Below are 12,986 nucleotides of genomic sequence, written 5' to 3'. Positions count from 1 at the left end.
TTTTTAAACAAATCACCATCTGTAATGCGCAAAAGCCTTGTTGGCTTCAGCCATTTTATGTAAATCTTCTTTCTTTTTAATACTGTTTCCCGTATTGCTTGCCCCGTCAAGTATTTCACTGGCAAGTCTTTCCTGCATTGTTCTCTCTTTTCTCTTACGGGCAAAACTTATAAGCCATCTTATCGCAAGCGTGTTTGCTCTTTCATGAGAAACTTCAACAGGAACCTGGTAGGTTGCTCCTCCGACTCTTCTCGGTTTTATCTCAAGAGCCGGCCTCACATTGTCCATACATTTTTCAAGCACTTCCATCGGGTCTTCCTTGGTTCTTTTGCCAAGAACCTCAAGACTGCCGTAAACAATGTTTTCAGCAGTACTCTTCTTTCCGCCCCAAAGTACTTTATTAATCAACTCAGTTATGAGCTTGCTTTTAAAAATAGGATCTTCTTCAAAACCCTTTCCGGGAGCTCTTTTCTTTCTAGACATTCATAACTCCTTATAAAACCCCTAATATAATTTATATATTTCCAATTAATTATTATTGTTTAAATAAAAAGCTAAAAGTAGATTTTTAGCCTTGTTTCGGCTTTTTGGCGCCATATCTTGAACGACCTTTTTTCCTGCCGTCCACACCGGAAGTATCAAGTGTCCCTCTTACGATTTTATATCTTACACCCGGAAGGTCTTTTACTCTTCCCCCTCTGATAATAACAATGGAGTGCTCCTGTAGATTATGCCCTATCCCGGGGATATATGCAGTTACTTCAATTCCTGTTGTAAGTCTTACTCTTGCAACTTTTCTTAATGCTGAGTTAGGTTTCTTTGGTGTAGCTGTATAAACTCTTACACAAACTCCTCTTCTTAAAGGGTTTCCCTGCAAAGCAGGTGTTTTTTTCTTTTTAACAATTTTTGCTCTTGGCTTTCTCACCAACTGATTAATAGTAGGCATATATTCTACCTTCTAACCTCTTTTTTTATAATCAATGTAATAATAAAATTAATAAATTTTTAGTTTAAATAAATGCAACAATTAATGGTAAAATTTATCTGTAAAATCTTAGAAACGGGCACCCGTCTTTAGAGCGCAAGCAAAAAGATTATCATTTTAAGATTAAAATGTCAACAAATTAATCTTAAAATCAAATTACTTTTTTGCCACATCTTATATATCAAGCTCGATATTATCTTCCTCTGATAAATCAGTTTCCACATCTATTTCTTCGGCTTCTTCAGCAACATATCCCGGGTACTCAAGTTCCACTGTTCTGTACCTTGTCATTCCGGTTCCTGCAGGGATGTTCTTTCCGATTATTACGTTTTCTTTAAGACCAATCAGAAAATCTGTCTTGTTTTCTATGGCTGCATCGGTAAGTACTCTTGTAGTCTCCTGGAATGAAGCCGCTGAAAGGAAGCTATCCGTTGCAAGTGATGCTTTGGTAATACCCATAAGATTCTGTTTTGCAACTGCAGGTCTTTTGCCTTCCTCGGCAAGTCTTTTGTTTTCCTTTTCAAATACAAGCCTGTCAACAAGCTGTCCGGGAAGAAAACAGCTGTCTCCGGATTCAAGTATGGTTACTTTCTTGAGCATCTGTCTTACAATTATTTCTATATGCTTGTCATTTATTTCTACACCCTGTGACTTGTATACACTCTGTATTTCCTTTACAAGATACTGGGCACATGCTTTTATGCCATTCAGCTTTAATATATCATGAGGGTTCTTCGGACCTTCCGTTATCTGTTCTCCCGCCTGTACAAAATCCCCGTTATTAAACCTCACTTTTGACCTTGCAGAAACTTCATAAACTCTTTCTTCACTGCCACCCGGACTGGTTATTGTAAGACTGAGCATCCTTGAATCAAGTTCCTCGATTTTGATATTCCCCGATATCTCAGCCATTATTGAATGCTCTTTGGGTTTTCTTGCCTCGAACAATTCAACAACCCTCGGAAGACCTGATGTAATATCAATGCCTTCAAATGTTTTTTCGTGTTTATGAACATATCTCTTTTTCTTTGCAGTGGATATGAGTTTTGCAAATACCTGATCTCTTTCAACATTTATATTCCTGTTAAGCTGCAGGACTTCACCTCTGGGTATTATAACATCGATAAGTTGCGAGGACTTCTTTTCACTTTCAGGATTCTCTTCCATTTTAACTTTAAAAGTGATTTTATGAGGTATGTGCTCAATATTTATTTCGATAATGTCATCTTTCTCTTCACTGGTAAAATCTTCTTTTTTGAGTTTAAGAAGTTCAAGTATTTCCTTACCCAGGACAAGCTTTCCTTTTACCGGAGATTTGATAGATCTCTGGATAACAGTTGATGCAACTCCTCCCGTATGGAAAGTACGCATAGTAAGCTGTGTACCCGGCTCACCGATTGACTGGGCTGCAATAGTTCCTACAGCCTCTCCTATATCGACTATATTATTGGTGGACAGGTTTCTTCCATAACATTTCTGGCATACTCCCTGTTCAGCTTCACATGTAAGCACCGATCTTACATTGACGGTATTAATATTTGCCTGTACCAGCCTGTCTATATCTTCTCTTGTAATTTCTTCGTCTTTATTAAGTATGATTTCCCCGGTAATAGGATCCGTTATCTCTATCTGGCATAACCTTCCGATAAGGTTGAGATTTTCTTCCCCTTCAAGAGTAAGCACAAAAAGATCTATCCCTTCGTCGGTTTCGCAATCATTTATTCTAACCATACCGTCCTGCGCCACATCGACAAGTCTTCTTGTAAGATATCCCGAGTCAGCAGTCCTGAGTGCAGTATCGGCAAGACCCTGTCTTGCGCCGTGAGTGGAAAGAAAATATTCAAGAACTGTCAGACCCTCACGGAAATTGGATTTTATCGGTCTGTCTATAATATCTCCCCTCGCGTTTGCTACAAGTCCTCTCATGCCTGCAAGTTGCCTTAACTGCTTTATATTGCCCCGGGCACCTGAGGTTGCCATCATATATATGGGATTGAACTTGTCAAAGTTTTTCTCCATAGTAGCAGCCACATCTTCATTTGTCTGCGACCATATCTGGATTATCCTGTCATGTCTTTCATCATCAGTTATCATACCCTGCTGATAGTACTGCTCTACCTTGTCTATCTTTTCCTCAGCATTCTTTAGAATCTCTTTTTTCTTAGGAGGCACAATAATATCATTTATTCCTATAGTAAGTCCTGATAATGTAGAATACCTGAATCCAAGCGCCTTTATAGTATCAAGTATCTCAACAATTATATGATTCTGGTATTTCGTGATACAGTCTGACAGAATTGAAATAAGTTCTTTTTTGGAAACTTCCTTATTTATATATTTGTAGTCTTTAGGAAAAGCTTCATTAAATATGATTCTTCCTATAGTTGTTTTAATTACCTTTTCATCAATCTTTACTTTTATAGGAGTGTGAAGCTCTATAAATCCATAATCATAATCTCTTAATGCAGCTTCGGAATCGGGATAGTATTTTTCTTTTCCTGTTGGCTTGATTCTTTCTGAAGTCAGGTAATAAATGCCAAGCACCATATCCTGTGAAGGAGTTGATACAGGTTCGCCGCTTGCAGGCGAAAGTATATTATTGGAAGCAAGCATAAGTATGATCGCTTCTGCCTTGGCTTCATTTGAAAGCGGAACGTGTACAGCCATCTGGTCTCCGTCAAAGTCTGCATTAAACGGAGGACATACAAGCGGATGTATTTGTATGGCTTTACCTTCAACAAGAATAGGCATGAATGCCTGAATTCCAAGCCTGTGAAGTGTGGGTGCCCTGTTTAAAAGAACAGGATGATTTTTTATTACAGCTTCCAGCATATCCCATACTTTTTCATCGCCACGCTCTACCATGATTTTTGCTGATTTTATATTGCTTGCAATGTCTTCGTCTACAAGTCTTTTCATAACAAAAGGTTTGAAAAGCTCAAGGGCTATCTGTTTTGGAAGGCCGCACTGGTCAAGCCTTAATTTTGGATTTACAACGATTACCGAACGTCCGGAATAGTCTACCCTTTTACCAAGCAGATTCTGCCTGAAACGACCCTGCTTTCCCTTAAGCATGTCGCTAAGTGATTTAAGAGGTCTGTTGCCGGCTCCAAGCACAGCTCTTCCTCTTCTTCCATTATCAAATAAAGCATCCACTGCTTCCTGGAGCATTCTTTTTTCATTATTTATTATTATTTCAGGAGCATCCAGTTCAAGAAGTTTTTTAAGTCTGTTATTTCTGTTTATAACCCTTCTGTAAAGATCATTTAAATCAGATGTTGCGAATCTGCCGCCGTCAAGCTGAACCATCGGACGAAGGTCTGGCGGAATAACAGGCAGAACATCGAGTATCATATATTCAGGCTTGTTATTTGTATTGACAAAAGAAGAAATTATCTTAAGAGTCTTTATTGCTTTGCTTCTTTTCTGTCCTTTTGATGTCTCAATAATATTTTTCAGCTCTTCTACTTCTTTTTCACAGTCAATATTTTTTAACAGTTCCTTGACTGCTTCAGCGCCCATTCCGCCTTTAAAATAATCGCCGTATATTTCTTTAAGCTTTTTAAACAGATTTTCATCAGCGATAAGCATCTTTTCCTCAAGATTAAAGAACAGTGCCTGTGATTTCTTGATTAGCTCTATCTGTTCCTGATATATTTCCTCTTCTTCTTCAAGAAGTTTTCCGTTTTCCTTGATTATTTTTGCAATTTTGGCTTCTACATCCTTTTCAGTTTCAAGCTCACTGTCATCAAAAGCTTCCAACTCAACCAGCGGCTCTCCTGTTTTATATCTTCTCAGGAAATCATCATTCGTTTCCTTTATCTCATTTATTCTTTCAACATGAAACTTTTCCGTTTCTTCAATATAGGCTTCATGGGTTGCTTTTATTTTTTCCTTTTCGGTTTCGATTTTTTCCCTGTCAATTGAAATTATTATGTATGAATCAAAATACAGTACTTTTTCAAGATCTTTTGGAGTAAGACCAAGTATATAGCCAAGTCTTGAAGGTACGCCTTTAAAAAACCAGATATGGGATACGGGAGAAGCAAGTTCAATATGTCCCATTCTTTCTCTTCTTACGCTTGAACGGGTTACTTCTACTCCGCATCTTTCACAAATAATACCCTTGAATCTTACTCTTTTATATTTGCCGCAATAACATTCCCAGTCTTTGGTAGGACCAAATATCCTCTCGCAGAAAAGACCGTCTTTTTCCGGCTTTAAAGTCCTGTAGTTAATGGTCTCAGGTTTTTTAACCTCGCCATTTGACCAGGATCTGATTTTTTCAGGCGATGCAAGACCTATCCTTAAAGCATCAAAATTGTTTACATCTATACTTATAGACATTTATAAATTCCCCCTATTCGAGTGAACTAAAATTTCAAAATTAAAAATTAACATAATTAATAAAGTATTATATGTCTTCAATCTTATTATGCCGGGCTTTCATCCGGTTCAGGTTCTTTCTCTGTATTGGATTCCTCACTTATATCCGACTCTTCATCACTTTCTTCATTAAAATCATCACCGAAATCATCGAAATCGTTATTCCGGCCATGTTTTAAATCCGGTTCAGCAAAGAAATTCAGGCTCTCATCATGCTGCAGGTCTATTCCCAGTTCTTTTACGGTTTTCATGATTTCATCCTCGTGGCCTATTATCTCTACTTCTTTGCCTTCTTCCGAAAGGACTTCGACATCCAGGGAGAGACTTTGCATTTCTTTTACAAGAACCTTGAATGATTCAGGAATGCCCGGTTTTTCTATATTCTCGCCCTTAACTATTGATTCATATGTTTTTACTCTTCCAAAAACATCGTCTGATTTGATAGTCAGCATTTCCTGAAGAATATGAGCTGCACCGTATGCTTCAAGAGCCCATACTTCCATTTCGCCGAATCTCTGGCCTCCAAACTGGGCTTTCCCTCCAAGAGGCTGCTGGGTAACCAGCGAATAAGGTCCTGTGGATCTTGCATGTATCTTGTCATCAACAAGATGCAGCAGTTTCAGAATGTATATATATCCTATGGTAATGTCGGAAGCTATTTTTTCGCCGCTTTTTCCATCATAAAGAGGCACTTTGCCTGTTTCCGGCAATCCCGCTTTTTTTAATATTTCTCTGATATTGTCTTCTTCTGCGCCATCAAAAATAGGTGTGGCTGTAAATATCCGTCCGTTTTCCTGTCTGATCTCTTTCATGGCCGGATTATTTTTTTCTTCCCACCCTTCATGGGCAGCCCACCCGAGATGAGTTTCAAGAATCTGTCCGACATTCATTCTGGAAGGAACGCCCAGCGGATTCAGTATTATATCGACCGGGGTGCCGTCTTCTGTATAAGGCATGTCTTCTTCAGGAAGAATTACGGAGATTACGCCTTTGTTGCCATGTCTTCCGGCAAGTTTGTCTCCTACAGATATTTTTCTTTTCTTTGCTATAAATACTCTGACCAGTTCATTTACCCCGGGCGGGAGATCATTTCCTGTCTCCTTTGAAGATATCTGAACATCTATTACTTTTCCGCTTTCGCCATGAGGCACTTTTAAAGAACTGTCACGGACTTCTCTGGCTTTCTCACCAAAAATAGCTCTTAAAAGTTTTTCTTCCGCAGTAAGTTCAGTTTCACCTTTCGGGGTTATCTTTCCTACAAGTATGTCTCCGGGTTTTACTTCGGCACCGAGTCTGATTATTCCTCTTTCATCAAGATTCTTAAGAAGCTCGTCGCCTACATTAGGAATGTCTCTGGTTATTTCTTCCGGACCAAGTTTTGTTGTTCTTGCCTCAATCTCGTGTTTTGATATGTGTATTGAAGATAACACATCATCTTTTACAAGTCTTTCAGAAAGCACTATTGCATCTTCATAGTTATAGCCTTCCCAGGGCATGAAAGCAACCAGAAGATCTCTGCCAAGAGCAAGCTCTCCCGAATTGGTCGAAGGTCCGTCGGCAATAACTTCTCCTTTTTTTACTTCCTGCCCTTCAAACACAGCGGGTCTCTGATTGATGCAGGTTCCCTGATTCGATCTTCGGAATTTATACAAATTATATTCATCCCGTGCAATAGTCTTGCCTTTTGATTCTGCCTTATATTCAATAATTATTTTATTTGCTGAAACATAAATGACCTTCCCGGCATTTTTTGCCGTAACTATCTGTCCGCTGTCATGCGCTACCTTCTTTTCCATTCCTGTCCCTACAAGAGGAGGTTCAGGATAAATAAGAGGCACAGCCTGCCTCTGCATGTTGGAACCCATTAAAGCACGGTTGGCATCGTCATGCTCAAGAAACGGAATAAGGGAAGCAGCTGCGCTGAATAGCTGTTTGGGGGAAACATCCATATAATCGATACTGTTAGGATCCGCAGCAATTACTTCTCCTCCCAGTCTTGCAAGTACCTTTTCTTCAGAAAAATACCCTTTTTCATCTATCTGAGCAGTAGCCTGTGCTATTGTATATTTTTCTTCATCATCTGCAGTAAGATATTCAACTTCATCAGTTACTTTTCTTTTAATTACTTTTCTATAAGCAGTTTCAATAAACCCGAATTCATTTAGCCTTGCATATGTGGCAAGCGAACCTATAAGTCCGATGTTCGGACCTTCAGGGGTTTCAATCGGGCACATTCTTCCATAATGTGAAGAATGTACATCTCTTACCTCAAAACCTGCTCTTTCCCTTGAAAGACCGCCGGGCCCCAGGGCGCTAAGTCTTCTTTTATGTGTTATCTCGGCAAGCGGATTTGTCTGATCCAGGAATTGTGAAAGCTGGCCGCTGCCATAAAATTCTTTTAAGGCGGCAATAAGCGGTCTTATATTAATGAGTGATTTTGGTGTGATTGTTTCAGCATCCTGAGTAGTCATTCTTTCCTTAACTACTCTTTCCATTCTGGCAAGCCCTATCCTTACCTGGTTCTGTATAAGTTCTCCGATATTTCTTATTCTTCTGTTTCCAAAATGATCAATGTCATCAAGCTCTCCTATCCCATCCATGAGCTGCAATATATATTTTACAAACATAAAAATATCCTTGCTGTGAAGAATAAACGGATCATTGGCATCAATACCCATTTTCTGGTCTATTAAACTGAGCTGTTCTTCAATTTCAGCTTCAAGCGGCTGGTCCAGTTCAAGCTTTTTATTTATTTTATATCTACCGACTTTGCCGAGGTCATATCTCTTGGAATTAAAGAAGAGCTGCGATATCAGAGTCTTTGCGCTTTCTTTTGTAGAAGGTTCGCCCGGTTTTAATTTCTTGTAAAATTCAATAAGAGCGCCTTCTTCTGTCTCTGTTATGTCTTTTTCAAGAGTGTTTTTAATACAGCCGACTTTGTCAAACGGGCTGAACAGCTTTAGAAGTTCCTCATTGTTCCCGAATCCGACTGATTTGAGAAATATGGTAAGTAAAAATTTTCTTTTCCTGTCGATTCTGACATAAGCAATGTCTTTTTTGTCTGTTTCTATCTCAATCCATGAACCTCTTGTCGGAATCAGCTTGGAAAGATAAATTACTTTTTCTTTTTTCTTGTCAATATCACTGTCATAATAAGCACCGGGTGACCTGACAAGCTGTGAAACAACTACTCTCTCAGTGCCATTTATAATAAATGTTCCCGTATCCGTCATAAGCGGGAAATCTCCGAGAAAAACATCTTCCTGTTCACTGTATTCACCGGTTTCCTTATTGGTAAACCTGGCTTTTACTCTCAGAGGAGCTGAAAAGTCCATATTCTCCATCTTGCACACATCAATAGGAGCATTCACTTCACCCCATGAAAAATCTTTAAATTCAAGGGACATGTTTCCTGTGAAATCTTCAATGGGTGAAATATCCTTAAGCGCTTCCCATACGCCTTCCTTTAAAAACCAGTCAAAAGATTTTCTCTGTATGTCAAGAAGGTGGGGCATTTCAATGATTTCAGGAATATTACCAAATTCATATCTTTGGATTTTCTTAGTTTTTTGCATTAATATTTCTCCCCTTTTTAAAAAATTGCAAAAAAATTCACAATCAAAAAATTGATTACTGTTAAAAGGATAAAAAGCTCACTTTAAGAGGGTGTTTTTTTAAACCCAAAAAAGTTGCAAATAGTTAATTTATCAAATAATTGGATAATGTCAATAGATAAACTAACTATTTTTTTCAGATAGTTTATCTATTGACGTATATCTCTAATAAAATCAACTCGGAATCAATATCTGCAATAAATTTAATATAGCAGATACAGACATTTAAAACGGATTATTTAACTTCTACTGTAGCACCGTTTTCTTCAAGTTCTGTTTTGATTTTATCTGCTTCTTCTTTGGAAATTTTTTCTTTGACAGCGTTTGGTGCGCCGTCCACAAGATCTTTAGCTTCTTTAAGACCGAGCCCTGTTATGGCTCTTACAACTTTGATAACCTGTATTTTCTTTTCGCCTGCAGCTTTTAAGATAACATCAAATTCCGTTTGTTCTTCTTCAGCAGCAGCTGCAGCAGCAGGAGCAGCTCCTCCGGCAGGAGCAGCAGCAACCATTGCCTGAGCGCTTACTCCGAATTTTTCTTCTAATGCTTTTACTAACTCGGAAAGCTGAAGCACTGTCATTTTTTCAATCGCTTCCAGTATTTCTTCCATCTTTAATTCTTTAGCCATTTTTTATCCTTTCTTTTTCCAAACCTTAAATTTGTTTAATTGTTAATTAATCTGGGATTCTTTATTTTTTTGAATAGCAGCCAGCGTCATTACCAGTTTCTGCGGCAAATTGTTAAGCAGACTTACCAATGCATAAATAGGACTTAACAGACCCGAAGCAACCTTTGTAAGCAGAACTTCTCTTGAAGGAAGACCTGCAAGCGTTTCAACATCCTGTGAGTTGATCAGTCTGCCATCGATTATTCCTGCCTTAATTTTCAAGATATCATATTCCCTGGCTATATCTTTTAATACTTTGGCTGTAGAAATGATATCCTTATGGCTGATAACAATGCTTGTATGGCCTTTAAAAATTTCAGTAAGATCAATATCTTTAAAACATTCATTTGCTGCCAGGGTCGCAAGCGTATTCTTGACAATTCTTAAAGTTGCATCGATATTGTCAAGTTTTTCTCTTATTATCGTTGACTGTTCAGATTTCATATTGCTGTGATCCGCAAAAATCAGACCTGCATTTTCGCTGAAATCCTTCTTCAATATGTCGACTTTTAATTCCTTTTCTTTTTTTATCAACTAAACCACCACCTTATTCAAACTTAATATATTTTTTCCAATATTTTTTTAAAAACTTATAAATAACAAAAAATCGACCCAAAGCAGGTCGATTTTAAACTTTACAATCAACCTGGGCAGGCTATTAAGCCAAAATATTCTTTGGCACCTGCTGTCTTTGGTCTATTTGCTATTATTTTTTATTATTTTATTAATACAGATTACAAATAAACTAATGATAGTTTTTTATGCTACCTCAGACATTTCTGATTCAATTGATTTGGTAACATCTATCTTCATGCTCGGACCCATAGTCGTAGAAACATAAACTGCTTTTACATACTTTCCTTTTGCAGCTGATGGCTTTGCTTTTATTATTGCATCCATAAGTGCGGAATAATTTTCTGCAAGCGCTTTTAAATCAAAACTGACTCTTCCTATTGTGCTGTGGACAACTCCGTATTTATCTGTCCTGAATTCAAGTCTTCCTTTTTTGATATCGCTTACTGCTTTTGCTATATCCATTGTAACAGTTCCTGATTTCGGATTAGGCATCAGTTTTCTTGGTCCAAGTACTTTTCCAAGCCTGCCTACACTTTTCATCATATCGGGAGTAGCTATGCATATATCAAAATCCAGCCATCCTCCCGCGACCTTTTCAACAAGCTCTTCTCCGCCAACATAGTCAGCGCCTGTATCTTTGGCTTCCATAGCTTTTTCACCCTGGGCAAAAACAAGTATTTTTGCCACTTTGCCTGTTCCATTGGGAAGAACTATCGTTCCTCTTACTATCTGGTCGGCTTTCTTGGGATCAACTCCAAGATTAATTGACAGGTCTATGGATTCGTCAAATTTTGTATAACTGTTTTCCTTTGCCCATTTTATAGCTGTCAGCGGAGTATTCAGAGTAACTCTGTCTCTTCCTGAAGCTTTTTCAATATATTTTTTTCCTCTCTTCACAACAATCCGTCCTTTTAAATAAAAACTCTTTCTTAAAAATTAAACTACTTTGACTCCCATGCTTTTTGCAGTACCCTCGATTATTTTAACCGCAGATTCTACTTTTCTTGCATTTAAATCTTTCAATTTAAGTTTTGCAATTTCCTCAATCTGTGATTTTGTTATCTCTGCAACTTTTGACCTGTTGGGCTCCTTTGAGCCCTTATCTATGCCAACAGCTTTTTTAATCAGAACTGCAGCAGGAGGAGTTTTTGTTATAAAACTGAAGCTCCTGTCAGCATATACAGTTATTACTACAGGAAGAATAGTTCCGGTCTGGTTTGCAGTCTGTTCATTGAACTGCTTGCAGAATTCCATTATATTAATCCCGTGCTGCCCCAATGCAGGACCGATAGGGGGAGCAGGGTTTGCCTGACCGGCTGTAACCTGTAATTTTATTAATGCTGCTATCTTTTTTGCCATTTTTTCCTCTTTTAAAAATTAAATTATTAAGTTAAATTTTAGAAACCTGATCAAAATTCAGTTCTACCGGTGTCTGGCGCCCAAATATTGAAACAAGAACTCTGATCTTGCCCTGGTCTATATTTATCTCACTTATGGTTCCGTCAAAATTAGCAAACGGCCCGTTTATTACCTTGATAGGCATGCCGATTTCAAAGTCGGTTTTCGGCTTGGGTTTGTCAGAAACAACTTTCTTCATTATCTTATTTACTTCGTCTTCAGACAACGGCTGGGGCCTGTCTTCACTCCCGACAAAACCGGTAACTCCCGGGGTATTTCTTACCACATACCATGAATCGTCATCAAGAAGCATCTTGACAAGCAGATATCCGGGGAAAACTTTCTTCAAAGAAACATGTTTTTTCCCTGAATGTATTTCCATTACTTCTTCAGTAGGAATATAAATATCAAAAATTTTATCACTCATATTCATTGATTCCTTACGATGTTCAAGGTTTAATTTCACTTTATTCTCGTAACCTGCATATGAATGAATAACATACCATCTGGATCTCATTTAAAAAACACCCTCAAGTCTAATTTCTTAACTCTTTTTCAGATTTCATGCAAGAGCCATAAATTCTATAAGTCTCAACCAGATAAAATCAAAAAACCCCAGGATTATTGCAAAAAATGCAATGGTTATAAGAACAATAACCGTATATCTGAAAAGATCTTTTTTTGTTGACCATGTTACTTTCTTTAATTCATGGACCACATCTCTGAAAAATTTTGCAATCCTTCCGGGGATTGCCTTTATAAACTTTTTCCAGTTAATCTTTTTCTTTACAGGAGTCGGAGGCGCTTTTCTTTCCTGCATCATCCGCTCCATCATGGCCTTTTGCTTGAATTTCGTCGGAACTTTTTGCTTAGCCAATTCTTTTCCTATTCTTTCCTTTTAAAATAACGAGAAATAACAAAACAATTCTGGCAGGGCTGGAGGGATTCGAACCCCCAACACCCGGTTTTGGAGACCGGTGCTCTACCGATTGGAGCTACAGCCCTAACGGGTCTCCTTATGAACCGTATGCTTTCTACACCACTTGCAATATTTTTTTATTTCTATCCTGTCAGGATCATTCTTTTTATTTTTAACCGAAGTATAGTTTCTTCTTTTACAGTCATTGCACGCCAATATTACGTTTACTCTCACTTCTTACTCCAAATTTCACCTTTATTTGAAAAAACGCAAATCAATAAGCTAACATCTTGGAATATTTATGTCAATAAATATTTCCTCTTCATTCCCACATATTACTCAATTATCTTGGAAATACTGCCGGCACCTATTGTTCTTCCGCCTTCCCTGATAGCAAACCTTAGTCCTTCTTCCATTGCTACAGGTGTGATAAGCTTTACT

At 38.0% G+C, this 12,986-nt stretch carries 12 protein-coding genes, 1 tRNA gene and 1 other annotated feature; all 13 genes read right to left on the bottom strand.

All coding sequences use genetic code 11. The features are described 5' to 3' along the window. Positions 1-12: 12 nt before the first annotated feature. Positions 13-483, bottom strand: coding sequence for a 30S ribosomal protein S7 (rpsG, locus tag GXZ93_00065; GenBank protein HHT78188.1), 471 nt, complete (start codon positions 481-483; stop codon positions 13-15). An 85-nt stretch (positions 484-568) separates the two neighbouring features. Continuing rightward, positions 569-946: a 30S ribosomal protein S12 gene (locus tag GXZ93_00060; protein ID HHT78187.1), complete on the bottom strand. Its 378-nt coding sequence runs from the start codon at positions 944-946 to the stop codon at positions 569-571. A 213-nt stretch (positions 947-1,159) separates the two neighbouring features. Next, positions 1,160-5,332: a DNA-directed RNA polymerase subunit beta' gene (locus GXZ93_00055; protein ID HHT78186.1), complete on the bottom strand. Its 4,173-nt coding sequence runs from the start codon at positions 5,330-5,332 to the stop codon at positions 1,160-1,162. Positions 5,333-5,418: 86 nt separating this feature from the next. Continuing rightward, complete coding sequence (gene rpoB / locus GXZ93_00050) at positions 5,419-8,946, bottom strand: DNA-directed RNA polymerase subunit beta (protein HHT78185.1); 3,528 nt, start codon at positions 8,944-8,946, stop codon at positions 5,419-5,421. A gap of 274 nt (positions 8,947-9,220) precedes the next feature. Next, positions 9,221-9,613, bottom strand: coding sequence for a 50S ribosomal protein L7/L12 (gene rplL, locus GXZ93_00045; GenBank protein HHT78184.1), 393 nt, complete (start codon positions 9,611-9,613; stop codon positions 9,221-9,223). Positions 9,614-9,655: 42 nt separating this feature from the next. Beyond that, a complete protein-coding gene (locus GXZ93_00040; protein ID HHT78183.1) occupies positions 9,656-10,186 on the bottom strand; it encodes a 50S ribosomal protein L10 in 531 nt (176 codons plus the stop codon). Between the two features lie 56 nt (positions 10,187-10,242). Further along, positions 10,243-10,365 (bottom strand) — a sequence feature (ribosomal protein L10 leader region). A 46-nt stretch (positions 10,366-10,411) separates the two neighbouring features. After that, positions 10,412-11,125, bottom strand: coding sequence for a 50S ribosomal protein L1 (locus GXZ93_00035; GenBank protein ID HHT78182.1), 714 nt, complete (start codon positions 11,123-11,125; stop codon positions 10,412-10,414). A 39-nt stretch (positions 11,126-11,164) separates the two neighbouring features. Then, positions 11,165-11,587, bottom strand: coding sequence for a 50S ribosomal protein L11 (rplK, locus tag GXZ93_00030; protein HHT78181.1), 423 nt, complete (start codon positions 11,585-11,587; stop codon positions 11,165-11,167). 31 nt (positions 11,588-11,618) lie between these two features. After that, positions 11,619-12,143, bottom strand: coding sequence for a transcription termination/antitermination protein NusG (gene nusG / locus GXZ93_00025; GenBank protein HHT78180.1), 525 nt, complete (start codon positions 12,141-12,143; stop codon positions 11,619-11,621). 45 nt (positions 12,144-12,188) lie between these two features. Further along, positions 12,189-12,446, bottom strand: coding sequence for a preprotein translocase subunit SecE (secE, locus tag GXZ93_00020; protein ID HHT78179.1), 258 nt, complete (start codon positions 12,444-12,446; stop codon positions 12,189-12,191). 108 nt (positions 12,447-12,554) lie between these two features. After that, positions 12,555-12,631, bottom strand: a tRNA-Trp gene (locus tag GXZ93_00015). Then, entirely contained in the window at positions 12,630-12,779 is a 150-nt protein-coding gene (rpmG, locus tag GXZ93_00010; GenBank protein ID HHT78178.1) for a 50S ribosomal protein L33, read from the bottom strand. The genes GXZ93_00015 and rpmG overlap by 2 nt, the downstream gene beginning before the upstream one ends. 101 nt (positions 12,780-12,880) lie before the next feature. After that, on the bottom strand, positions 12,881-12,986 hold a 106-nt coding region (locus tag GXZ93_00005), incomplete at its 5' end, for an elongation factor Tu (GenBank protein ID HHT78177.1).

It is taken from the genome of Actinomycetota bacterium, assembly GCA_012837825.1.
In the GTDB taxonomy this organism is placed as follows: domain Bacteria; phylum Actinomycetota; class Humimicrobiia; order Humimicrobiales; family Humimicrobiaceae; genus Humimicrobium.
The sequence above is the reverse complement of the archived record's forward strand: the minus strand, read 5'-3'. Positions and strand labels throughout refer to the sequence as shown.

Coding starts and splice junctions, on each gene's coding strand:
- nusG (HHT78180.1), bottom strand. CDS start 12,143: ATGAGATCCAGATGGTATGTTATTCATTCATATGCAGGTTACGAGAAT.
- rpoB (HHT78185.1), bottom strand. CDS start 8,946: ATGCAAAAAACTAAGAAAATCCAAAGATATGAATTTGGTAATATTCCT.
- rplK (HHT78181.1), bottom strand. CDS start 11,587: ATGGCAAAAAAGATAGCAGCATTAATAAAATTACAGGTTACAGCCGGT.
- secE (HHT78179.1), bottom strand. CDS start 12,446: ATGCAGGAAAGAAAAGCGCCTCCGACTCCTGTAAAGAAAAAGATTAAC.
- GXZ93_00055 (HHT78186.1), bottom strand. CDS start 5,332: ATGTCTATAAGTATAGATGTAAACAATTTTGATGCTTTAAGGATAGGT.
- rplL (HHT78184.1), bottom strand. CDS start 9,613: ATGGCTAAAGAATTAAAGATGGAAGAAATACTGGAAGCGATTGAAAAA.
- rpsG (HHT78188.1), bottom strand. CDS start 483: ATGTCTAGAAAGAAAAGAGCTCCCGGAAAGGGTTTTGAAGAAGATCCT.
- GXZ93_00060 (HHT78187.1), bottom strand. CDS start 946: ATGCCTACTATTAATCAGTTGGTGAGAAAGCCAAGAGCAAAAATTGTT.